Source organism: Halomicrococcus pelagicus, assembly GCF_050954125.1.
In genome coordinates, this window is the sequence record NZ_JBPBWC010000001.1 from 190,492 (window position 1) to 214,297 (window position 23,806).

The window sequence follows — 23,806 nt, forward strand, 5'->3', positions numbered from 1 at the left end:
ACCGCCCCCGTCAGCGATTCGCTACCGTCGCTCCGCGTCCCATTTCGGTCTGGTAGGCGCGAGCGTCGACACCGGCGTCCGCTAACGCTTCGAGCATCGCACCCGCGACGGCGGTGCGGTCGTCTTCTCGACAGACCGCCAGAATGCTCGGCCCGGCTCCGCTGATGGCGACGCCGGTCGCGCCGGCCGTCAACCCGGCGTCCCGGACCTCGTCGAACCCGTCGACGAGCGACGTACGCGAGGCGGTGACCGCACCGTCGCGGAGTCCCCGACCGACGAGTTCGGGGTCGTCGCGGAACATCCCCGCGGTGAGCGTCGCGGCGTCGCCGACCGTGCGGACGTGGTCGTCTCGCGACACGGACTCGGGAACGACCTGCCGCGCGTCGCGGGTCGAGACGACGGTCTCGGGCAGACACGCCACCAGGGAGATGGTGGCGTCGACCTGCGTTATCTCGTCGTCGACGACCGCGGTGAATCCGCCGAGGATGGCCGGCGCGACGTTGTCGGCGTGGGCCTCGCCCGAGACGGCCGCCTCGCCCTCCGCCGCGATGCGGACGAGTTCGCGCTTCGTCAGCCCGCGGTCGTAACACTCGTTCAGCGCGACGGCTGCGCCCGCCGCGCTCGCGGCCGACGACCCCAGTCCGGACGACGGACGCACGCCCTTGTCGATGCTGATGTGGGCCGGAGCGTCGAGTTCCCTGGCGACGACGCCGGCCGTGTTCTCCGCCGGGTCCTCGGGCACGTACTGGCTGCCCGCTCCTTTCACCTCTATCGTCGTCTCTTCGGCGCGCTCGACGCGCACCACGTCTGCGGGCCGCCCGAGCGCCAGTCCGAACACGTCGAAGCCGCTTCCGAGATTGGCGCTAGTCGCGGGAGCCCGTACGGTGACCATGGAGTACGTATCGAAAGGACGCCCAAAAACCTTCGGCTCGCCCGCCGCGCTGCGGCGCTTACGCCTCCGAGCTGGTAGCGACCTCTTCGCGTAGCGTTCCGACCTCGGCGACGCGCTCGGCGTGGGCGTTGTGCTGGTGGATGGACTCGTCGTTGCTCTGTTTCATCGTCACGATCGCGTCGTCGGCCAGGTCCGGGAAGTGCTCGACGACGCCGTGGGCCATGTCGCGCACGCAGTCCTCGACGAACTTCGCGTTCGCGTGCGCCTCGTAGGTCATGTGGTCCTCGTCCGGGCGCTTGGCGAGGTTGTAGATGCGGGCGCTCATCGAGTCCCTGGCCACTTCGACGAGTTCGTGCATGTCGACCTCCGGCGCGCCGGCGCTCTCGACGGTGAGGGTGGCGTGGCCGCGCTGGGCGTGGCCTGCTTGCGGAACCGCCTGGAGGAACTCCCGCACTTCCGTCTCGCCGACGCCGAGCTCCTGGAGCTTCTCGCGGGCGCGGCCCTCCATCATCCCCTGCGAACAGGGACAGACCGTCATGCCGGTGACGCGCGCGCCGATTTCCTCGGTCGTCTGCTCGTCCGTCGCGGTCGCGCTGGCGATGATGTCGACCGTCGCCTGCGTCGGACGTTCGCTCTCGGGCGTCTCGTCGCGGACCATGAACTCCGCCTCCATGCTGACCTCCGCCTTCGTCGTGTACTCGTGTTTGGCCAGCAGGCGCTCGGCGGCGTCACCGCAGACGTCCTCGACGCGGAACGTCGGTTCGCTGACCGCGTCTTCGAGCACCTCGTCGACGACCTCCATGTTGCGGCTCATGTCCGCGCCCTTCCGCCAGCTCGGCAGGTCGACGAGCACGTCGAACTCCGCCATCAGCACGTAGGGTCGCTTGTCGGGCCGGGCGACTTCGACCAGTTTCTCGACGCCCGTAACGCCGACGCGGTTCAGTCCCACCGTCACGTCCGGTTCGGTCGCCTGTACGTCGGGCAACTGCTCTTTCATTGTCGAACCCTTGTCACAGACGGGCTTAGAGGCTTCCGGTTCCGGCAGCGACGCGACCCGACGATACAAACGTCGAGTCCGAGCACGGCGTCCCGTAGCCTTTTAAGGAGTGGCGGCCCGAAGCCTGAACAATGACTGCACAGGCTGTCCAGCAGGACGAGCTCGTGGCCGTCATCGGCCTCGAGGTCCACGTCCAGTTGGAGACGGACACGAAGATCTTCTGTGGCTGTTCGACGGAGCAGGACGACGCCGAGCCGAACACCTATACCTGCCCCGTCTGTCTCGGCCTGCCCGGGGCGCTCCCCGTGCTCAACGAGGCAGCCGTCGAGTCCGCCGTCAAGGTCGGCAAGGCCATCGACGCCGACATCCCGGAAGAGACGCGCTTCCACCGGAAGAACTACTTCTATCCCGACCTGCCGAAGGGCTTCCAGATCACCCAGTACGACGCCCCCGTCTGCCAGGACGGTGAACTGGAGATAGAAGTGGGCGGCGAACGCCGCACTGTCGGCATCCAGCGCGCTCACCTCGAAGAGGACCCCGGCAGTCTCCAGCATCAGGGCGGAAACATCGACACCGCCGACTACACGCTGGTCGACTACAACCGCGCCGGCGTCCCGCTGATGGAGATCGTCACCGACCCCGACTTCCGAAGCGCCGAAGAGGTCCGGGCGTTCCTCGCCAAACTCGAAGAGGTACTGGAGTACCTCGGCGTGTTCGACAGCGCCCGGGACGGGAGCCTCCGCGTGGACGCGAACCTGAGCATCGTCTCCGGGGAGGAGGTAGACGACGTGAGCGGCATCGACGAGGCGACGCTGGAGTCGGCCAACCGCACCGAAGTGAAGAACATCTCCAGTCACAAGGGTGCAGAGAAGGCGCTGGCGTACGAGGAGACGCGCCAGAAGAACGCCATCCAGCGCGGTCGTGAGGTCGAACAGGAGACGCGCCACTGGGACGAGACGCGGGGAATCACCGTCTCGATGCGGAGCAAGGAAGCGGAGAAGGACTACCGTTACTTCCGGGAGGCCGACCTCCCGCCGCTGCAGGTCTCCGACTGGAAGGAGAAACTCTCGATTCCGGAACTGCCGGACGACCGTCGCGAGCGCTTCCGGGCGGAGTACGGTCTCAGCGAGGAGGCCGCGAGCAAGCTCACTTCGACGAAGCAGGTCGCGGACTTCTACGAGGACGTCGCCGAGACGTTCGACCCGGACCTCGCCGCGACGTGGGTCGCGGACAACCTGCTCGGCGAACTCAACTACCGCGACATGGCTATCACGGACGTCGAGGAGCGTCTCGACGAGTTCACGCGTCTCGTCGAACTGGTCGCCGAGGACGAGATCACCACGAAGAACGCAGAGGAGGTCGTCCTCAGGGAGATGCTGGACGAGGGCGACGACCCCGAGGCGATCATCGAGCGCGAAGGGCTGGGTAAAGCGGATTCCGGCGAGGTCGAAGTGGCCGTCGAGGACGCTATCGACGAGAACCCCGACGCGGTCGAGGACTACCACGCGGGCGAGGGCGGTGCGCTGAACTTCCTCGTCGGGCAGGTCATGCAGAAGACCGGCGGGAGCGCGGACCCGGGTGCGGTGAACGAGCTACTGCGCGAGCGACTCGAGGAGTAGGGCGAACGGGCGGCGTCGGACTCGATTCGCGAGGGGCGTGCCGCGCTCCGGCCGGGACCCCGTCGCGGCGGTCGGTCAGGTCACGCCGGTGATGGCCTCGCCTTCCGATTTAAAGGTTCGCGTCGTCCCGAAGGCTGGCCTCGGGGTAGTCATCGTTTTACACGTCGAGACGCAACGGACTGGTATGATTGACCCCGGGGACCTCGACGTGACGCTGGTTGACGGCTACGTCGACGAACCCGCTCACTTCGGCGTGCCGCCGTACATCTCGACGTATCCGCGGTACACCGCGGGCGGACTCGTCGACGCGGGGGTGCCGGCGGAGCAGGTGACCTACCACACCATCGACGAACTGCGCGACGACCGGTCGAAGTGGCGCGACGTGGCCGACGCCGACCTCTTCGTCTACATCGGCGGGATGACCGTCCCGGGCAAGTACGTGGGCGGGACGCCGGCGGAACCGGACGAGGTGAAGGAGATGGCCTGGACCGCGGAGGGGACGAGCCTCATGGGCGGTCCGGTGAAGTTCGGCGTCGGCGACGAGAACGCCGGCGGGACCGAGACCGAGCGCGACGACCTCGACTTCGACTTCGTAGCGAAAGGCGACGTGGAGGCGGCGGCCCACGACCTCGTCGCGAGCGGTCTGGAGGGCTTCGGGAACCGCATGCGCGACAACGAGGAGATAGACCGCTGGGCCGCGAAGGGAGCGTTCGTCGTCGAACAGCACCCGAACCATCCCGAGTATCTCATCTGCGAGATGGAGACCTCGCGGGGCTGTCCGTACCGCTGTTCGTTCTGCACGGAACCGCTGTACGGCAACCCCTCCTTCCGCCGGCCCGACTCGGTCGTCGCGGAGGTCGAGAGCCTCTACGACCGCGGCGCGCGTCACTTCCGTCTCGGTCGCCAGGCGGACATCCTCGCGTACGGCGGCGACGGCGAGAAGCCGAACCCGGACGCGCTGCGCGACCTCTACGGCGGCATCCGGGAGGTCGCCCCCGACCTCGAGACGCTGCATCTCGACAACATGAACCCCATCACGGTCGTCGAGTGGCCGGACCTCGCCCGGGAGGGTATCCGGGTCATCGCCGAACACAACACGCCCGGCGACACCGCCGCCTTCGGCCTGGAGTCGGCCGATCCCCTCGTCCAGGAGGAGAACAACCTCAACGTCACGGCAGAGGAGTGCTTCCGGGCGGTGAAGATAGTCAACGAGGAAGCGGGCTGGCGGCCCGGAGAGGACCCCGATGCCCACCGCGCCGCGATTGCGAGCGGGGAAGCCGCGAACGACGTCCCCACCCCCGGTCCGGACGCCGCGAACCGACTGCCGAAACTCCTGCCGGGTATCAACCTGCTGCACGGATTGAAGGGCGAACGCGAGGAGACGTTCGAACACAACAAGCAGTTCCTCGACCGTGTCTACGACGCCGGTCTGACGTTGCGCCGGGTGAACATCCGTCAGGTGATGGCGTTCGACGGGACGGAGATGAGCGACGTGGGCGCGGACATCGCCAGAGACCACAAGAAGCTGTTCAAGCAGTACAAGCAGGAGGTCCGCGAAGAGATCGACAATCCGATGCTCCAGCGGGTCGCCCCGGCGGGGACCGTGCTGCCGGACGTCCACCTCGAATACCACCAGGACGGCCGGACGTTTGGTCGCCAGCTCGGTACCTATCCGCTGCTCGTTGGTATCCCCGGCGAGCGCGAACTCGGACGGACCGTCGACGTGGCGGTCGTCGACCACGGGTATCGATCCGTCACTGGCGTTCCCTACCCGCTCGACGTGAACAGCGCGTCGATGGACGAACTCACCGCCATCCCGGGGCTGGGACGGCAGCGCGCCGGGAACATCCTCGTCGACCGGCCGTACGAGTCCCCGGAGGAACTCGCCGACGTGGTGGACGTGGACCTCTCGAAGTTCGCTCGTGCGGACGCGAGTCCGAGCAAGGAACGGAGCGGAGCGAAGTGAACGCGTCCGCCCGCGGGACTCGGGAGTGCAGATTTTTCGAAGGCCGTTGCCTCGGCGTGCGAGGCGCGGAGCGCTCGACGAAACGGACGGTAGAACCGCGAGCGTCGTAGACGCGAGGACGCTCGACGAAGTAAAAGGGTCGTCTCTAGAACTCTTCTTCGATGATCTCGCCCACCGCGAAGTTGGACTTGACTTCCGTGATCTCGACTTTCACGCGCTCCCCGATTTCGGCACCGGGAACGATGATGACGTAGCCGCGTTCGACGCGCGCGATGCCGTCTCCCTGTTTGCCGATGTCCTCTATCTCGACGTACCGGACCTCGCCGGACTCGACCGGCGGCTGCGGTTCCGAGGAGACGGACTCGTCGCCGGCACTGTTCTCGGTTTCGGTAGACTCGGTCTCCGTCTCGCGGGAGATGAGTGCGACCCGGTAGGTCTCGCCCGGTTCTACAGACCCTGTATCGATCTCTCGGCGCGGCACCGAGACGACGTACTCGTCGCCTTTGGTAGTAACGTCAGCACTGAACAGACACAGGAGTTTATCAGAGATTTCCAATGGTCGTAGACCTCCAGTCGAAACCAAGTAGTCAACCATTAAAGAAGTATCGACGCTCGCCGTCCCGGACTCCCGTGAACGGGAGTCGACCGACGGAACCGGCTCGGAAGCCGTAACGCCCCGTCAGAAGCCCTTGCCGAGCAGTTCGCGGGCGATGATGTTCTTCTGAATCTCCGTGGTCCCCTCGTATATCTGGGTGATCTTGGCGTCCCGGTAGAACCGTTCGACGTCGAAGTCGTTGACGTACCCCGAGCCGCCGTGAATCTGGACCGCCTCGTCGGCGACTTCGACGGCGATGCGGGAGGCGTACTCCTTGGCCATCGAGGCGAGCTGCGTGAGGTCGCCGTCCTCGTTCTCGACGCTCCAGGCGGACTTGTACGTCAGGTTGCGCGCGGCCTCCGTCTGCGTGTGCATCTCCGCGAGCTTGTGCTGGATGGCCTGGAACTCGCTGATGGACTTGCCGAACTGCTCGCGTTGCTGGGCGTAGTCGAGCGCGCGTTCGCAGGCTCCCTTGGCGATGCCGACGCCCTGGGCCGCGACGGAGGTTCGCGTCTCGTCGAAAAACTGCATGAGCTGGAGAAAGCCCATCCCGCGCGTTCCGATGAGGTTCTCCTCGGGGACGCGCACGTCGTCGAAGATGAGTTCCGCCGTGTCGCTGGCGCGGATGCCGAGTTTGCCCGTTATCTTGTCGGCCTCGAAGCCGTCGCGGTCTGATTCGACGATGATCTGGGAGAACCCGGAGTAGCGGTCCTCGGCCTCGGGGTCGGTCTGGCACATGACGACGAAGTAGTCGCCGACGGACCCGTTCGTGATCCACATCTTGTTGCCGTTGATGACCCACTCGTCGCCGTCCTTCTCGGCGGACGTCGAGACCGAGGAGACGTCCGACCCGGTGTCGGGTTCGCTGATGGCGGTGCCCATGATGGCCTCGCCCTCCGCGATGGGGGTGAGGTACTCCTCTTTCTGTGCTTCCGTCCCGAACTCGATGATGGCGTCCGCGCCGAAGGCGGTGCTCGTGATGCAGAGTCCGATGCCGGCGTCGACCGCGAACAGTTCCTCGGTGATGATCGCGGTTTCGAGCGGCGAGTAGCCGGCGCCGCCGTACTCGACGGGGATGTTCGCTCCGGTGAGCCCCATCTTCGCCGCCTCGTCGATTATCTCCCAGGGGTACTTCTCCTCCTGGTCGTACTCCTTCGCGATGGGTTCTACCTCGTTCTCCGCGAAGCGCCGCACCTCGTCGCGGATGGCCTGTTGTTCCTCTGTCAGTCCGAAGTCCATGTCACGACGTTACGGGGCCACAGATAAATCGTTTTGTAACCGTGAATAAACTCACCAGGAGTTTGTCGTTAGCGATAAAGAAACGTTGAAACGCCCCCATGTTGAGCATTTGCGCATGGAGCTAGACGATATCAACACCATAACGGTTCTCGGTGCAGGGAACATGGGCCATGGCATCGCCGAAGTCGCGGCGCTGGCCGGCTACGACGTCAACCTGCGGGACGTCGAGGAAGAGTTCGTCGAGAACGGCTACGATCAGATCGAGTGGAGTCTGGGTAAACTCGCGGAGAGAGACCAGATCAGCGAGTCGGAGGCCGACGCCGCTCTCGACCGGGTCACGCCGCTGGTCGACCTCGAAGAGGCGGTCGCGGACGCGGACTTCGTCGTCGAGGCAGTGCCGGAGAAGATGGACATCAAGAAGGAGGTGTACGACGAACTGGAGGAGTACGCCCCCGACCGGACCGTCTTCGCCACGAACACGTCCAGCCTTTCGATCACCGAACTTTCGGAGGTCACCGAGCGTCCCGAGCAGTTCTGCGGGATGCACTTCTTCAACCCGCCGGTCCGGATGCAGCTCGTCGAGGTCATCACCGGCGCGCACACCGACGAGGAGACGCTCGACCTCACCGAGCAACTCGCCGAGGACATGGGCAAGACGCCCGTCCGAGTTCGCAAGGACAGCCCCGGATTCATCGTCAACCGAGTGCTCGTCCCCCTGATGAACGAGGCGGCGTGGATGGTCGAGTCCGGCGACGCCACGGTCGCCGAGGTCGACAGCGCCACGAAGTTCGACATGGGCCTGCCGATGGGGAGCTTCGAACTCGCGGACCAGGTCGGCATCGACGTGGGCTATCACGTCCTCGAGTACATGAACGACGTGCTCGGCGACGCCTACGAGCCCTGCCCCCTGCTGGCGGAGAAAGTCGAAGCGGGAGACCTCGGCAAGAAAACCGGCGAAGGATTTTACGACTACGAGGACGGCGGCGCCGACGTCCCGACGGACGCCGGTAGCGAAGACATCGTCCTCCGCCTGCAGGCCATGATGGCCAACGAGGTCGCGAAGCTCGTCGGCGGCGATGTCGCGCCCGCCGACGAGGTGGACGAGGCCGTGATGCTCGGCGCCGGCTTCCCCGAGGGGCCGGCCAAGATGGCCGACAACGCAGGACTGGCGACCTTGGTGGAGACGCTCGAAGAACTGTCCGAGGAGACCGGCGCGGACCGCTACGTGCCCGCCGACTACCTCCGCGAGCGCGCCGAGGCGGGCGGTTTCTACGACGACGAGAGCGACGACGGCCGGACCGAGTACGAGACCATTCGCGTCGAGCGCGACGGCGACGTCGCGAACGTCGTCCTCGACCGACCGCACCGCATGAACACCGTCAGCGAGCAGTTGCTCGACGAACTCGGCGACGCCGTGGACGACCTCGGCGCGGACGACGACGTGCGCGCCCTGCTTCTCACGGGCGAAGGTGGCAAGGCGTTCTCCGCGGGCGCGGACGTCCAGAGCATGGCGGCGGGCGGCGGCGACCCGCTCTCCGCCGTCGAACTCTCGCGGAAGGGCCAGGAGACGTTCGGCAAGCTGGAGATGTGTCCGATGCCGGTCGTCGCGGCCATCGACGGCTACTGTCTCGGCGGCGGCATGGAGATGGCGACCTGCGCCGACCTCCGCATCGCCACCGAGCGCTCGGAACTGGGACAGCCCGAACACGACCTCGGCCTGCTCCCCGGGTGGGGCGGCACCCAGCGCCTCCAGCACATCGTCGGCGAGGGTCGCGCGAAGGAGATAATCTTCACCGCCGACCGCTTCGACCCCGAGACGATGGAAGACTACGGCTTCCTCAACGAGGTCGTCGCGAACGACGAGTTCGAGGACCGCGCGTGGGAACTCGCCCGCGACCTCGCCGCCGGTCCGCCCATCGCCCAGAAGTACACCAAGCGCGCGATGCTGAAGGGCTGGGAGGACACCGACGCCGGCCTCGAAATCGAGTCCCAGGCGTTCGGCCACCTCATGAGCACCGACGACCTGATGGAGGGCGTCACGGCGTTCATGGGCGACGGCGAACCGGACTTCCAGGGCAAGTAAGCGAAGCGAACGCCGCCGGACGTCCGGCGAACGTCGTTAGAGAAGCTCTGACGGAAACGAACCGGACTTCCAGGGCAAGTGAGGGCCTCGCCGCGCCCGTCACCCGGCTGGCCGTCGCGGACTCAGAACCGGACCTCGGAGGGAAATGCTCGCTCGAAACGCCTCTCGCGTGGGAACCGTTGACGGCCGATTCGGGCGCTGTCGGGCGAAGACGGAAGGTTTAAACTAATCTGGGCGGAATCAGGAGATGCGTTGGCTCCGTTGGTGTAGTCCGGCCAATCATTTCGGCCTTTCGAGCCGATGACCTGGGTTCAAATCCCAGACGGAGCACTCTTCTGCCGCCTTCTCGAGGTTTCTCTTCCCTCGTAACGAAGTGTTCGCCATTGCCGCCGTACCGTTCGCCGACGGGACAGATAATACCATTACTCGTGCTATCAGACCCCATTCGCAAATTTTCATTACTCAGGGGTTGTATCTCCGGACGGATTTCCAGCGCCACAGCGACAGCGGCAGGAACGGCGCGGCGCAGTCGTGAAATCCAACGGGGGGAGAAACAGTATGGTATCGACCGAAACACGGAACGAGGCGGAGGAGTATCTGGGGAAGGTTCCGAGCTGGATAGAGAACCTCGCCGAACCGGCCGGCGACCACAGCTGGAAGCTGATGCGAGACCTGGAGCTCGAGGAGACCGACCTGTCCGCACGGGAGAAGGCGCTCGTCGGGGTCGGCGTCGCGGCGGCCATCAAGTGCCCGTACTGCGTCTACTTCCACAAAGAAGACGCGCGGATGGAGGACGTGACGGAGGACGAACTCGCGGAGGCCGTCAACCTGGCCAGTGCGACCCAGTACTTCTCGACCATCCTCCACGGGACGGAGGTCGACGTGGACGAGTTCATCGACGAGACGAACGAGATCATCGAACACGTCAAAGAACAGCGGGCGGCGGCGGGCGCCGACTGACTCGACGGCTCGCCGTCTACTTATTCGCGGTTCGTTCGGACCGTCGTCCTCGGAGCGGCGACCGGTCGTGCCGTCGGGCTAGCGACCGGGAACGTCGAACGCGTCGACGTGCCGCGAGTTCGGTCGCGCCGTGACGCCGGCGACCGTACCCCGAACGGGGCGGACGAGCCGGAACTTTATTTCTCGCTCGCACGGGTGGGTTCCCGCATGGCAGAGACACTGGGCGAAATCGTCGCGACGTCGCTCCGCGAACTCCAGTCGGGGCTCGTCGACGCCCTTCCGAGGCTGGTGACGGCGATGCTCTTCGTGACGGTGGCGTACTTCGGCATCAAGGTCGCGCTCTCGGTCGTCAGGTCCGTGCTGGCAGGTATCTACTCCGACCAGGACCTCGTCGTGGGCCTGTTCACCACCATCGTGGGCGTCTTCCTCTGGTTCGGAGCGGCGCTCACCCTGCTAAAGATTCTCGGCATGGGTGAGATAGCGGCGAGCCTCGGGACCGCCACGGGCTTTCTCGCGCTCGGCGTCAGCTACGCACTCTCGAACATGATCGCCGACACGGTCGCGGGCGTCTACCTCCTCCGGGCCCCCGATTTCAACGTCGGTGACACAGTGACCGCGGGCGGCGTCACGGGGACGGTCCGTAGCATCGAGCTCCGGAAGACCCGTCTCGAAGTCGACGGCGACGTGGTCGTCCTCGGGAACGGCGAGGTCGAGGGCAGGTGGACGCGGATGACGACGCGGCCGGAGACGACCCGCGGCGACCCCGAGCGCCCCGACGACGTTACGCCGTCGGAGTGACGACCGCCTGCCGTCGGTCGCGGCGCACGCTCGACCCGACGGCCCGCCGACCGTTGGTCGCCGGCGTCCCGTCCTACTCGGGCGGAAGGGCGGCGGCACGTTCGTCCCCAAACGGTTACGTGCTCGCCGTCGAACGGCACGGGAGGAACTCCGACCATGGACGAGAGCGGAGAGTCCGTCGTCGAACGAACACGGACGGCGTACGAGTGCGTCGCGTCGTCGCTGCGGACGGACCTCGGGGCCGAGCTGGCGAACCGGGTGGCGCGCCTGCTGGTCGTGGAGGCGCTGACCGCCGCGGTCCTCGGCGAGCGGGACCCGGACCTCGCCGCCGCCCTCGACGAACCGGGGCTGTCCGGCGAGAGGACGGCGGACGTGTCGTCGGCGCTCGACGCCGTGGAGCCAGACCTGCGCGGATTCGTGCGGGAGATTCGGAGCGACGGCATCGGGGCCGACGCGACCGCGCCGGGTGCCGACGGGCGCGACCGCGACGCGCTGGGCCGCGTCTACGAAGCGCTCGCTCCGGCCGAGCGACGCCGCGAACGGGGGGAGTTCCACACCCCGTCGGCCGTCTGCGACCTCGTCACGCGATTGACCGTCACCGACGCGGACGACGTCGTCCTCGACCCGGCGGCCGGTAGCGGACGGTTCCTGGCGAGCGCGCACCGGCGACTCCGCGCGCTAGGGGCGGACGACGGACGGCTGCTCGACCGCCTGTTCGGCGTCGAGGTACGCGCCGCTCCCGCTCGCCTCGCCGAGACGGCGCTGGCGCTCCGGGCCGGCGGCGTGGCGAACGACGAGCGTACCGGTGCGGCTCCAGACGACGCGAACGTCCGTGTCACCGACTTCTTCGCGGTCGACCCCGGCGACCTCCGGAGCGACCCGGCGGGGTTCGACGCCGTCGTGGGAAACCCGCCCTACGTCCGCCAGGAGGCAATCGAGGGGCGGACGAGGGTTCGCCGGCATCTCGCCCGCCTCGACGCGACCGACCTCTCGGGGCGCTCGGACCTGTCGGTCTACTTTCTCACCCACGCGACGGAGTTTCTCGCCGACGGCGGTCGACTCGGCTTCGTGGTGAGCGACCGGTGGCTCGACACCCGCTACGGCGAGGACGTCCAGCGGTTCGTCCGCGACCGGTATCGCGTCGAGGCGGTCGTCACCTTCGACCGGCAGGCGTTCGACGACTCGCTGGCGGGGGTGACGATGCTGGTGCTCGAACGCGAGCGCGACGACCGCCGTCGGGCCGAGAACGTGGCGACGTTCCTCCGACTCCGCGGCGACCGTCCCGTCGAGGCCGTCGCGGCGCTCGTCGAGCAGTCCCGCGACCCCGACGAACTCGTCGTCACGGACGACTACCGGTTGCTCGCGCGCCGGCAGGCCGACCTGGCGAACGAACGCGCGTGGTGGCTCTCGTTCGCCGCACCGCCGGCGTACTTCGACTACCGGAGCGCCGCCGACGTGGTCGGGCTGGACGACGTCGCGGACGTCTCCCGCGGCGTCACCAGCGGTGCCAACGAGTTCTTCTACGCCAGGACGGAGGCGTTCGAACGTCGCGGCGTCGCGGAGTACGCCGCACCGCTGCTGCGGGCGTCGGGGCAGGTCGACCGAATCCGGTTCGACGACGCCGCGGCGGCGGAGTGGCGGGTGCTGGACGTTCACGACCTTGTTGCGACCGCGCCGTCGGCGGCGACCGGCGAGGCGAGCGACGGGTCGAACGGGACGCGCGTCGAGCGGTGGCTTCGACGCGAGGGCCACGACGCCCTCGCCGACTACGTCGCCTGGGGGCGAGGGCAGGGGTTCCACGACCGGCGGAGTTTCGACGGCGACGACGTCTGGTTCGACCTCGGCGAGACGTCCCCGGCACCGCTGTTGCACACCCGGTTCACGTGGCGGACACATCGCACCGTTTGGAACGAGGCGGAAGCCGTCGCTGACCAGCAGTTCTACGAGATACGTCCGAACGAGGACGCCGACCCGCTCGTGCTCTGTGGCCTGCTCAACACGCGGGTCACCGCGCTCGCCTGCGAACTCCTCGGGCGACGCGCGGGCGGCGACGGGATGACACGGCTCCAGCAGACCGTCTACGAGACCGAGCGGGTTCCGATTCCCGACCCGCGGACGTTCGACGCCAGAGAACGGACCGCCGTCCGCGAACGCGTCCTCTCGCTGATGGACGCAGAGGCGAACGCCGACGCCGACCGGGCGACGGCGCTGGACCGCCTCGACGAGGCCGTCCTGTCGACGGTCGGTATGACGGGGCGAGCCGACGACGTCGAGCGAGCGCTGTCGCGGCTGGTCGAGGAGCGCCGACGTGGGGCCGCCAGAGCGTCCGCCGTCATGGTCGACCACGACCGGCCCCCGTAGCCCGCCCGGTCGAAAGGGTCCGCTCCGGGTCAGTCGGCTCCCTCGACCACGACGGAGATGCGGCCACGGCCGCATCGCCGACCTGTGGAACGACCGACCGAAGAACGACGGCGACGTGCGGCCGCCGAGCGACGCTGCCGGCAGACGGCGGTACGGCGCGTAGCGCTGTCCGTACATTTATTAGTTGTGGCCACCTCAGTTTTGCCGAGTACCACGGAGCGCCCGAGCCGACACCCCCGACACTGATTTCGACGGCACGGAATACACAATGAACGAAGGGCCTCGGCAGACGACCGCTTTGCTCTCCACCCCAGCCGTCGGGGCGGACGACGACGCGGAGTGCGTGGAACGGTTCGCCAGGAACGGCGTCGACGACAAGTACGTCCTGCTGGTGACGTACGACCGCTCACCGGAGCAGTTGCTGGCGTCGTGGCACGCGCGAGTCGACGTCGACCCGGCGGAACTCGGCATCGTCTCGGTCCGTGACGCCGACGACGAACCGGGTGCTATCGACGGAACGAGCGTCGTCTCGCTGACCCGTCCCGTGAGCCTCGGCCGACTCCAGACCGCCATCCACCTCTTCGTCGACGGTTGGGACGACGCCCCGACGGTCGTCTGCTTCGACTCGATTACGGCCGTGCTCGACCACGCTGGTCGGGTGGCCACCTTCCGGTTCCTTCGCTCCCTCCTCGTCCGGTTGACCGAGGCCACCGTCGACTCGCACTTCCACCTCGACCCGGTCGCCCACGACGAGCGGACGGTCGCCACGCTCCGACCGCTGTTCGACGTGGTGGTCGGCGACCTCCCGGCGCCGTACGCGGACGACCTCTCGCCGGACGTGCTCGCGGCGATTCTGGAGTCGCGCCGCCGCTGGCTGGCGATGCGGTATCTCGCCGAGGTGGACGACTCGGCGACGGTCGCCGACCTGGCCGCGCGAGTGGCGGTCTGGGAGTCGCCGAGCGGCGACCCGAGCGCCGACGTTCGCGAGCGCGTTCGCATCACGCTGCACCACCTCCACCTCCCGGAACTGGCCGAGACCGACGTGCTCTCGGTCGACGGTGACGTCGTGACTGCGACGGTGGACGGCGACGCGCTCGAGCAGTACGTTACCCTCGGCGACGCCGGGGGGAGCGACGACGAGCGGTCGCCGCCCGACACCGGGGAGGTCGTCGGCCCCAGACTGACGGGTCCCGACGAGATGTCCGGGGAGGAGGTGTACTGGACCGTCTACGGTACGGACCGCGACTCCATCGTCGTGTCGCTCGCCCGCGCGCTCGCGGCCGTCGAGGGCTGCTCGCCGACCGATCTCCGGCCGCTGCAGGAGGTCGTCGACGTCGGGGCACTCCAGCGACTCGCACGGCGAGACGGGATGAGCGTCCACGCGACGTTCCAGTACGGCCCGTACAACGTGGTCGTGGACGGCGGAGAAATCAAGGTGTTCGAGTGGTCACGCTAACCACTCGTCGGGCTTGGTGTCGTAGTCCACTTCCGTCGCCGCGATGTCCTCGACCTCGCCCCACGGCAGGTCGCTGATTTCGAACTCCTCGCCGTCGTAGCGGATGAGTTTGCCCTGCTCTTCGGGTTCCGGTTCGCGGTCGCGCCGCCGCGCTATCTCGGCGTCGCGCTCGTCGACCTCCTTCACGATGGTCTTGAGGTTGACGGGCCGCCCCCAGAGGTCGTAGATGCGTTCGAGCGTGCGCTGGGCCTGGTCGATGTCGAGCATGACCCCGTTGTAGTGGTGGCCCAGCAGGAGTTCGTTGCGGTTCCGGTAGTTGCCGTCGTACACAGCGACGGTCGGCTTGCCGAAGTTGGTGAACTGCAGCATCAACTTCTTCTTGACGTCCTCGTACTCCGTGCTCGCCACCCGGTAGTCGCCGGTCGTCTGGCTGAACTCGTAGGTGAAGTAGTCGTTGTCGACAACGAACTCCTTCGTGAGGAAGCCGTCGAGGAACGTCACGTCGTTGTGGCTGGCCCGCACTTCGTACATCTGGTCCCAGCCGGCGGTGTACTCCACGTCCGCGATGGCCTCCTCGACGTCGTCGTAGCGCGCGTCGTCAACCAGGTAGCGCGCGTAGTGCTCCAGGTCCTCCTGGTTCACCGACTCCAGGAAGCCACGGTTCTGTAGCTTGCACAGCGAGAAGTGTCGCTCTGCCAGTCCCTCGTAGGTCAGCACCTTCCAGGGGTGCTCGCCGACGTCTATCTCGCCCGTCATCGCCCGGTCTATGGCCTCGCGGTCGACCTTCTCGTCGGGGAGGTCGGCCACCGCGCCGAGGTCGTCCGGGTCGATGCCGTCGAGCGCGGGGTCGGGCTCCAGGAGCTCCGCCACGCGGTCGAAATCGACGACGTCGTGGAAGTTGCGCCACGTGATACCCTCGACGCGGAGGAGTTTCCGCGCCACCTCGCGGCGGTTCTCGGTGTTCTCGATGTACTCCCAGAGCTGCTTGCCCAGTTTGTAGGGGTTCAGCCCCGGCGAGCCGAGCACTCGAGCCTGGTGGTCGGCGTACTCGAGGAACTCGTCGGTGCCCGCGAACGCCTCCTCGCCCATCATCATCGACTCCCAGTAGGCGGCCCAGCCCTCGTTCATCACCTTCGTCGACTTCTGGGCGGCGAAGTAGTACGACTCCGCCCGCAGCATCTCCAGGACCTCCCGCTGCCACGACTCCATCTCGACGGCCCGCTCCTCCTCGGGGTCGAACGCCTTGCCGTGGTCGCGCAGGAACGCGAGCAGGTCCTTCTCGGGTTCGTCGAGTTCGCCGGCGCGTCGCTCTTCCTGTTCTTCGACCCACTCGTCGTCGAACACCTCCTTGCGGACCTCCTCACTCACGTCCATCTCCGCCAGCTTCTGGGCAAGTTCGTCGGTCTCGCGCTCCTCGTCGTCGCCGACGTCCTGGCGCTTGAACGCCACGTGCTGGTCGATGTTGTCCTGCAGGCAGAGCACGCTGTCGATCCACTTCTCGACCTCTTCGCGGTCTATCTCGGGGTCGCTCATTATCTCCCCGATGCGGTCGGCGTGACGCTCCAGCAGCGCGGCCGCGTCGAGTTCCTCCGCGAACATCCCGTACCAGCGATTGTTGGCGAAGAAGTCCGAGTGGGCCTCGACGTGCGTGATGACCGCCTTCTGGTCGGCGAGGCTGTTGGATTCCTGGAGGAAGGCGTGGGCCGGGTCGTCGTTGATGACGATTTCGAACGCCTTCCCGCCCCCGTACTGGCCCTGCTTCTGCTGGCGGTCGTACTTCATCCCCCACCGCCAGTGCGGGTACCGCTCCTGGAACCCGTCGTAGGCGATGAGTTCGTTCATCTCGTCGTAGTCGATGATCCAGTACTTCACCGGGTAGGGGTCGAGACCGAGCTTCTTCGCCAGCTTGCGCGCCTCGACGACCGGTTCCCGTACCAGTTCGGCCTCGCCGAGTTTCGTCCGTTCGTTCATGATTCCTCCGTGCTGAGTATCTCGTAGATGGCGTCGGTCACGTCCTCCGGTCCATTGACGTAGCCCACGGCCACGTTGTCGGCGTCGCCGAAGTACTCCTCGACCTCCTCGGCGTGGGTCGCGTTGATGGCCCTGCCGTCCGGCTGGGTCTCGACGTACGCGTGGAGGTTCGCCTGCACCTCCTCCATCAGCGGGATGACGTTCTCCTCCGTGTCGTTGCGGCTGTTCTCGCTGTCGCCCGCCGCGAACACGTACCGGTTCCACTCGCTCCAGGGGTACTCCGCGTCGAGAATCTGGCTGGCGAGTTCGTACGCCGACGATATCTTCGTCCCGCCGCCCGACCGGATGCCGAAGAAGTCGTTGCGCTCGACCCGCCACGCCTCCGCGTCGTGGGCGATGTAGACGAACTCGGCGTTGTCGTACTTTCCCGTCAGGTACCAGTCGAGCGGCGTGAACGTCCGCTCGACGAGTTCGCGCTTCTTCTCGCGCATCGACCCGGAGACGTCGCGGATGTTGACGACGACGACGTTCTTCTCGCGCTCCTCGATTATCTCCGGATAGCGGTAGCGCTCGTCCTCGCGCCGGAACGGGACGTGTTTGATGCCCTCCTGTTTTATCATCTGGGCGGTCGAGGTCGGCTCGACCGACTCTTCCATCTCCTCGATGGAGGACCACTTCGCCTTCTCCTCGTCGTCGAGGTCGGCGTACGCCTCCTCGACCCAGTGCTTCGAGACGGTGAGGTTCTTCTCGCGCGCCCACTCGAACACCTTCTGCGGGCCCATCCCGTCGACCTTCATCGCCTCGCGGACGTAGTCGGGGTCGAAGTCCATCGCGAGCTTTCGCTTCAGCCCCTCCTTGAACATCCGCTCGAAGTCGAGCGTGCTGTCGGGCCCGGTCTTGGTCACGTCCGTGAAGTCGCCCTCGACCTCCTCGATGACCTCCTTGCCCTTCGGTTCGAGGTCGAGGCCGAGTTCGTCGTCCAGTTCCTCGGCGAACTCCTCGGGGTCCATCTCGTAGTAGCCGTGTTCGCCGCCCTCGTCGCCGGGCTCGCCGTCCTCGTCGCCGTCGTCGCCCGGCTGCGGCTGGGGCTCGCCGACCGGGTCGCCGACGTCGGGGTCACCCTGACCGATGCCGCCCTGGTCGCGCTGGTCGTACTCGAACTCCGGCAGGTCGACGATCTTGATCGGGACATGGATCTCGTCGGGGAGGCTCCGTCCGAGGTCACCGTACTGGATGAAATCGGAGAGGTCCTCGCGGCGCTGTTCGCCGACTTCGCGATACCGTTCGAGGTCGTCTCTCAGTCCCATTTGTAGCTCACCTGGTTCATGACGTGTTGGCTGGTCAGTTCCGCCGACGCCGCCGAGTAGCCGAACATCTCCTGTAAGTTCCGAACGGTCCTCTCCTTCACTTCCGCCGTCTCCGTGTTGCTCGGCGGGTTCTCCCACTGGCCCGGCTCGAAGTCCTCGTACACCCGGCGCACGTCGCTCCAGTCGTTGTTGGCCAGCACCGTCTTGATGACCGGAACCTCCTTCAGGTCGATGTCGCTGATTTCGAAGTCGTCGGTGCGGTTCTCCCAGGCGTGGCGGTTCAGCGCGGTGATGACCTTGCTGCGCCTGAACTCCGCCACCGCGGGACCCGGCTGGTAGTCGTTTTCGTAGGCGTCCTCGCCGAACCGTCCGAGGTGCTCGGTCTCGAACACCTTCATCTTCAGGGCGTCCGGACCGACGCGCTCACCGCGGTCGTTCTCGACCGTCTCGTCCGTGGCCCACGCGTAGACGTGCTCGATGTACTCCGCGACCGTCTCCTCGTCGACCTGCCGGTCGCGCATGATGGCGTCCAGCACGTCGGTCTCCTGCTGCTGGAACACGTGGTTTTTCACCGTCACGAGCCGGTTCTCGTACTCGTTTCGCTCGGCCGTCGAGAACACGGGGGCGTCGGCGACGCCCTCCGCCATCGCGTTGAGCACGTCGCGGGGCATGATGACGTTCTCCACGTCGTACTCGGGGTGGTGGCGGTCCTGCGTCTCGTTCAGCAGGTCGGCGATGATGTCCCTGGTGTAGGTGACCGGAATGCCCTGCTCGCCGTCGGCGGCGTCGTCGTCGAACTCGAAGTCGTCCTTGTCGACGTGCTCGTCGCCGTCGGTGAGATAACCCCTGTCGAACAGCAGCGCCTTGTCGACGAGGTCCCGGCCCGAGGGGAGGTCGCCGTCGTCCAGTCGAGAGACGACGCTGTAGAGCGCCGCCGCCTCGACGGCGTGGGGTGCGACCTCGCGGGCGCGGACGACGTCGTCGCTGTCGCGCACCTGCACCGTCACCGGCTCCTGGAAGCGCGCCTCTATCTCGTCGTAGCTGTCGGCCTGCCAGACCTCGGTCTCGTTCGTCAGTTCGCGCCGGATGAGTTCGGCCTCCAGGCTGAGGTTCGTGAGGTACTTGAACTCGCGGCGGTCGAGCCGGCGCTTCAGCGCCCGGAGCGGGTCCTGTCCGCCCGCGTCGGCGTGCTGGTTGAGTTGCGCCTCCAGGTCGGGGTTCGAGATGATGACGAGCTGGGTGTCGATGTCCATCTGGATGCCCTTGTCCAGCTTCACCGACTTCTCGTCGGGGACGTTCAGCAGCTTCTGCAGCAGGTCGGCGTGCTGGGCCGCGTCCTCGACGATGGTCAGCAGTCCGTTGCCCTGCGAGATCACACCGTCGTAGCTGAACGCCTGCGGGTTCTTCCGGCCCCGCGAGTCCAGCTCCTGGAGCATCCCCTGCATCCACGACCCGACCAGTCGCTGTTTTGGCCGGCCACTGTCTTCGGAGTGGAGGACGCCGATGCCGTCGCCCACGTCCACGACGTAGTTCTTCACGCGGAGGTGGTTCGGGTCGATGATGGCAGAGAACAGTTCCTCCTCGCCGTTGCGGCGGTACTGCTCTTCGAGGTAGTCGTAGGCCTCGCGGCTGAAGGGGTCGAGCTTCCCGTCGACTCTGACGTCGACGTGGTCGTCGACGCGCTCGTTGAGATCAGCGAGCAACTGCTCGCGCACCTCCGGCGGGAAGACGAGCAGGGGGTGGGCCTGCACGGGGCTCGCGTGCCAGTTGTCCTCGTTGGCGGCCGTCGAGTCGTTGCCGTACGTGAGCCCCGCCGTCTCCGTCGCGGTGGCGACGTTCCACTCGACGGTGTAGCGTCGGCCCTCGTCGGTCTTCGAGAACTCCCGGAGGCCGTTGACGAGACAGCGCTTCAGTTCGGACTTGCCGGTCGCGGTCGGTCCGGCGAACCAGATTATTTTCTCCTCCTTGCCGCGCTGGGCGGCGATCGAGCGGAGGTCGTCGACGAAGGCGTTCAGCACCTCGGTGTTGCCGAGGATGGCGTGCTCGCCGTCGTTGTGAGGGTCGTCGAAGAAGCGGTAGCGCTGCTTCTCCTCGCCCTCCTCGACGACGGTCCGGGTGCCCATCGACTCGATGGCCAGCAGGAGGTACTTGCTGGCCTGAGCGGCGATGGCGGGGTTCTCGAACGCGGCGTCGACGTACTCCGCGAGGCTCATCGGCTCCTCGTAAGTCTCGCGGAGTTGGCGGTCGGCGTCGTCGATGAAGTCGGTGCCGTCGGGCACTGCTCACTCCTCCATCTCCGCGCGGGCGACCTCTGCGCCGGCGAACTCCAGCACCTCCTTCGCACCGTCGCGCGAGTAGCCCTGCTCTATCAGCGCGTCTATCCAGGCGTTCTGCTCGTCGTCGTCCATCTCGTTGGCCGACACCAGAGCGGAGAAGTTGATGTTGTGCTTCTTGTCCTCCCAGAGCTTGCGTTCGAGGGCGCGGCGCAGGCGGTCGTTGTCCTGCGGGTCGAATGGCGAGCCCTCGCGGGCGCGACGGGACACCCAGTTCGAGACCTCCTGGCGGAAGTCGTCCTTGCGGTCGCGGGGGATGTCGAGTTTCTCCTCGACCGAGCGCAGGAAACTCTCGTCGGGCTCCTGCTCGCGACCGGTCAGTTCGTCCTCGACCGTGGCGTTGTCGATGTACGCCATCACGTGGTCCATGTACTTCTCGCCCTGGCGCTGTATCTCCTCGATGTCGTAGGCCAGCGCGTGACGCACGTCCTCGATGGCGCGTTCGCGGTACTCGTCGCGAACCTTCTCGAGGTAGCGGTAGTACGTCTGGAAGTTCTCCTCGGGGATGGAGCCGTGGTTCTCCAGGTTCTCCTCGAAGTGGTTGAACACCGACAGCGGCGAGAGGAACCCGCGACTGCGGTGCGTGGAGTTCATGATGGCCTCCGCTATCTCGTCGCCGACGAACCGGGCGGAGACGCCCTCCATCCCCTCGCCGATGTCGGCCTTCTCCTCGGCCTCCTCGCGGAGCTTCTTCACGTCGACGTCCTCCGTGTCCTCTATCTCGCCGTTGTACGCCTTGGCCTTCTGCATCAGGTCGACCGTCTCGGTGTCGGGCTCCTCGACGCGGGTGAGGACGCCGAACAGGCCCGCCATCTCGAGCGTGTGGGGCTCGATGTGCACGTCCGGAACGTCGGCGTTCCGGAGCATCTTCCGGTAGATGTCGGCCTCCTCCTCGTACTCCAGCACGTACGGGAAGTCGATGCGCTTGGTGCGGTCGTTGAACGCCTCCATCTTCTCGTCGCCCTTCTTGTCCCGGTACTCGGGCATGTTCGTCCGGCCGACGATGACCTGGTCGATGTCGATACGGGGGTTGCTCTTGGGCTTGATCGTCTGCTCCTGCGTGGCGTGCAGGAAGTCGTACAGGAACTCCCGCTGGAGCTTCAGCAGCTCCTCGCCGGAGAAGATACCCCGGTTGGCGTTGCAGAACGCACCGGAGTAGTCGAACGCCCGGGGGTCGGACTCGCCGTAGATGGCGATCTTGCTGTAGTTGACGTCGCCCGTGAGCTCCGTCTCGTCCTGGTTCTTCTTGTCCTTCGGCTCGAACGTCTCGACGGACTGGCGCTTGTTCTCGTCGGCGACGAGCCGGGTTATCTCGACGTGGTTCTCGAGCACCTGCTGGATGTCGTCGTCGTAGTGCGCCAGCAGCTTGTCCATGTAGAACTCGCTGGCGGGGTCGAGGGCCTGCTCGTTCTGGATGGTGTAGGGCGCATCGAGGCGCTCGTTGATGTCCTCGAGGACGCGCTGGCGCTGGTCGTACGGCAGGAGGACGAGCGGGTCCTGGTTCATCGGCGACCGGACCTCGTCGTCGGCGGGGTCCTGGTCGTCGATGACGTCGCAGAGGTTCGTCCACCGGAAGGTGTACATCCGCCCGTCTTCGCGGAGCGTGTAATCCTCGAAGTACTCCCGGACCTGGCGGTCGAAGTCGGACTTGCCGGAGCCGACCGGGCCGAGAAGCAGTTTGATACGCTTCTCGGGGCCGAGGCCCCGCGCACCGCTTTTGACCTTGTTCACGAACTCGTGGATGGCGCGGTGGATCTCACGCCCGTAGAACGTGTTCTCACCGTCGTGTAGCGGGTCCTCCGACGCGAGTCGGTACTCGACGACGCCGGAGTCCTCGTCGTACTCTGTGCCGTAGTAGTCGAACATGTCGGCCACCCGCTGGTGGGCGTTCCGGGCTATCTTCGGGTCGTCGTACACCTCCTCGAGGTACCAGTCGAACGACTTGGTTTCGCGGAGGTCTTCGGGCATCGATTCCTGGTAGCGCTGACTGATGTCTTCCAGCGTTTCCATGTCACCTTTCATTGTATCACGCATTGATTGGGGCTGCACGAGATAAGATCGAGACAACTGGACGGCGCGTTGCCGACGCGAAGTATGTAGATGACGTACTCCCACAAAGATATGACGGTCGGAACGGGGGGTCGACTCTGCGAGAGGGCTCGAACAGGGGTATGCAAAGCACACCCGGACTGACTGCGAGTGTAACCTGTCATGTCGTGCCGTCCCCACGCACGCCACCACTCTGGCCAGCGCACGTCGCCGGGGGTCGAGTGCTGGAACGTGGTTCGCGACCGTGTGGGGGTTTGCCACCCGATACTATTTAATGCATGGTCTGTAGGGATATATAACTGTTGCCTGTATACTCGTACTATTCCAGATAAATTAAAAATCTACAACGTATGAAACCGCTCCCAGGCGGGGTTTTCTACCCCTCGACGGAGGAGGTTCCAAAACCGGAAAAGAAGGGGTTTATATAAGGGAACCTGGAGTGAGCCAGGCTTCTCGTCGGAAACGTCGTTCGAGACTTCGACCATCGCCGCGTACCACTCGCCGTTCCGTCCCCGCTACCTGGCGGGAACGTTCGGGCGGCCGTCGAACGAACCGCCAAAAGAACGCTTCTCCCGGGCGACCGGGCCGGTCGCGTCCCGAACGGCCGCGGTCGTCCCATCCCCTGCCCAGTGTCCGACGCGCTGGTGCGCCTGCGGACTCAGGCTTCCCGGCCCGCTCCGTCGTCGCTCGGCTCGTCGGCGGCCGACCCGGGCGCTTCCTCGTCTTCCCCCAGGACGGTAATCTCGACCATCAGATCGGGGTGGTCCTCGTCGGAGTAGCGGAACGTCCAGGCCTGGTCGAACTGAATTCCCCGCTTCCACGCCTTCAGGAGGAGGTCCCCGAGCACGTCCCGGAAGTCCCTGACGACGGCGTCTCCGGGGGACTTCGTCGGCGTCGGCGGTTCCACGACCTCTCCTGTTCCGCGCTTCTCAAGGTGCGTTATTTCCACCATCAGGTCGTGACGCCCCTCCTCCGAGTAGCGGAACGTCCAGGCCCGGTCGAAGCGGCGGTCGTTTTTGTACGCAGTACTCAACACCATCTTTAGTGTGTTCCTGAATTCCTCCGGCGCTGCCATCCACTGAGGAACACTCTGGGCCCGGCTCATAGGAAAATGTCCAAGTGCGGCGCGAGCATAAACCCGGGGGATACTCCCGCCGCCGGCAAACCAGAACAACGGTCT

16 protein-coding genes and 1 tRNA gene are annotated in these 23,806 nt (G+C 66.2%); 8 read left to right on the forward strand and 9 right to left on the reverse strand.

Going from position 1 to position 23,806, the window contains the following annotated elements:
• Positions 1 to 10: 10 nt before the first annotated feature.
• A complete protein-coding gene (locus ACRYA2_RS01065) occupies positions 11 to 892 on the reverse strand; it encodes a homoserine kinase (RefSeq protein ID WP_433623380.1) in 882 nt (293 codons plus the stop codon).
• Between the two features lie 58 nt (positions 893 to 950).
• Positions 951 to 1,889: a GTP cyclohydrolase MptA gene (gene mptA / locus ACRYA2_RS01070; RefSeq protein ID WP_433623382.1), complete on the reverse strand. Its 939-nt coding sequence runs from the start codon at positions 1,887 to 1,889 to the stop codon at positions 951 to 953.
• A gap of 131 nt (positions 1,890 to 2,020) precedes the next feature.
• On the opposite strand from mptA, the gene gatB reads away from it, so the two are divergent.
• Positions 2,021 to 3,508 (forward strand): Asp-tRNA(Asn)/Glu-tRNA(Gln) amidotransferase subunit GatB, encoded by a 1,488-nt coding sequence (gene gatB / locus ACRYA2_RS01075; RefSeq protein ID WP_433623384.1) that lies wholly within the window; start codon positions 2,021 to 2,023, stop codon positions 3,506 to 3,508.
• 184 nt (positions 3,509 to 3,692) lie between these two features.
• Entirely contained in the window at positions 3,693 to 5,474 is a 1,782-nt protein-coding gene (locus tag ACRYA2_RS01080; protein WP_433623386.1) for a radical SAM protein, read from the forward strand.
• Between the two features lie 145 nt (positions 5,475 to 5,619).
• On the opposite strand, the gene ACRYA2_RS01085 is transcribed toward ACRYA2_RS01080, so the two are convergent.
• Together ACRYA2_RS01085 and ACRYA2_RS01090 are read right to left on the reverse strand one after the other, a co-directional pair.
• On the reverse strand, positions 5,620 to 6,030 hold the full coding sequence (locus tag ACRYA2_RS01085; protein WP_433623388.1) for a TRAM domain-containing protein: 411 nt from the start codon (positions 6,028 to 6,030) through the stop codon (positions 5,620 to 5,622).
• Between the two features lie 123 nt (positions 6,031 to 6,153).
• Positions 6,154 to 7,308, reverse strand: coding sequence for an acyl-CoA dehydrogenase family protein (locus tag ACRYA2_RS01090; RefSeq protein WP_433623390.1), 1,155 nt, complete (start codon positions 7,306 to 7,308; stop codon positions 6,154 to 6,156).
• A gap of 115 nt (positions 7,309 to 7,423) precedes the next feature.
• Between ACRYA2_RS01090 and ACRYA2_RS01095 the strand changes: the two genes are divergently transcribed.
• The 6 genes from ACRYA2_RS01095 to ACRYA2_RS01120 all read left to right on the forward strand — a co-directional run bounded on the left by ACRYA2_RS01095 (position 7,424) and on the right by ACRYA2_RS01120 (position 14,966).
• Positions 7,424 to 9,391 (forward strand): 3-hydroxyacyl-CoA dehydrogenase/enoyl-CoA hydratase family protein, encoded by a 1,968-nt coding sequence (locus ACRYA2_RS01095; protein ID WP_433623392.1) that lies wholly within the window; start codon positions 7,424 to 7,426, stop codon positions 9,389 to 9,391.
• 255 nt (positions 9,392 to 9,646) lie between these two features.
• Positions 9,647 to 9,721 (forward strand) — tRNA-Glu (locus ACRYA2_RS01100).
• 228 nt (positions 9,722 to 9,949) lie between these two features.
• Complete coding sequence (locus ACRYA2_RS01105) at positions 9,950 to 10,351, forward strand: carboxymuconolactone decarboxylase family protein (RefSeq protein ID WP_433623394.1); 402 nt, start codon at positions 9,950 to 9,952, stop codon at positions 10,349 to 10,351.
• Between the two features lie 207 nt (positions 10,352 to 10,558).
• On the forward strand, positions 10,559 to 11,149 hold the full coding sequence (locus ACRYA2_RS01110; RefSeq protein ID WP_433623396.1) for a mechanosensitive ion channel family protein: 591 nt from the start codon (positions 10,559 to 10,561) through the stop codon (positions 11,147 to 11,149).
• A 156-nt stretch (positions 11,150 to 11,305) separates the two neighbouring features.
• The gene (locus ACRYA2_RS01115) at positions 11,306 to 13,510 is read left to right on the forward strand and encodes an HsdM family class I SAM-dependent methyltransferase (protein WP_433623398.1); all 2,205 of its coding nucleotides are present in this window, start codon (positions 11,306 to 11,308) and stop codon (positions 13,508 to 13,510) included.
• 298 nt (positions 13,511 to 13,808) lie between these two features.
• A complete protein-coding gene (locus ACRYA2_RS01120; RefSeq protein ID WP_433623400.1) occupies positions 13,809 to 14,966 on the forward strand; it encodes a DUF7504 family protein in 1,158 nt (385 codons plus the stop codon).
• On the opposite strand, the gene ACRYA2_RS01125 is transcribed toward ACRYA2_RS01120, so the two are convergent.
• The 5 genes from ACRYA2_RS01125 to ACRYA2_RS01145 form a co-directional block, all read right to left on the reverse strand.
• The gene (locus tag ACRYA2_RS01125) at positions 14,958 to 16,937 is read right to left on the reverse strand and encodes a SpoVR family protein (protein ID WP_433623402.1); all 1,980 of its coding nucleotides are present in this window, start codon (positions 16,935 to 16,937) and stop codon (positions 14,958 to 14,960) included. The genes ACRYA2_RS01120 and ACRYA2_RS01125 overlap by 9 nt on opposite strands.
• Positions 16,934 to 18,244 (reverse strand): YeaH/YhbH family protein, encoded by a 1,311-nt coding sequence (locus ACRYA2_RS01130; RefSeq protein ID WP_433623404.1) that lies wholly within the window; start codon positions 18,242 to 18,244, stop codon positions 16,934 to 16,936. Before ACRYA2_RS01130 ends, ACRYA2_RS01125 begins: the two co-directional genes overlap by 4 nt.
• On the reverse strand, positions 18,235 to 20,523 hold the full coding sequence (locus tag ACRYA2_RS01135; protein WP_433623406.1) for a PrkA family serine protein kinase: 2,289 nt from the start codon (positions 20,521 to 20,523) through the stop codon (positions 18,235 to 18,237). The genes ACRYA2_RS01130 and ACRYA2_RS01135 overlap by 10 nt, the downstream gene beginning before the upstream one ends.
• Before the next feature lie 3 nt (positions 20,524 to 20,526).
• Positions 20,527 to 22,599, reverse strand: a complete 2,073-nt coding sequence (locus tag ACRYA2_RS01140; protein WP_433623408.1) for a PrkA family serine protein kinase — start codon at positions 22,597 to 22,599, stop codon at positions 20,527 to 20,529.
• A 685-nt stretch (positions 22,600 to 23,284) separates the two neighbouring features.
• The gene (locus tag ACRYA2_RS01145) at positions 23,285 to 23,731 is read right to left on the reverse strand and encodes a hypothetical protein (RefSeq protein ID WP_433623410.1); all 447 of its coding nucleotides are present in this window, start codon (positions 23,729 to 23,731) and stop codon (positions 23,285 to 23,287) included.
• Between the last annotated feature and the right edge of the window lie 75 nt (positions 23,732 to 23,806).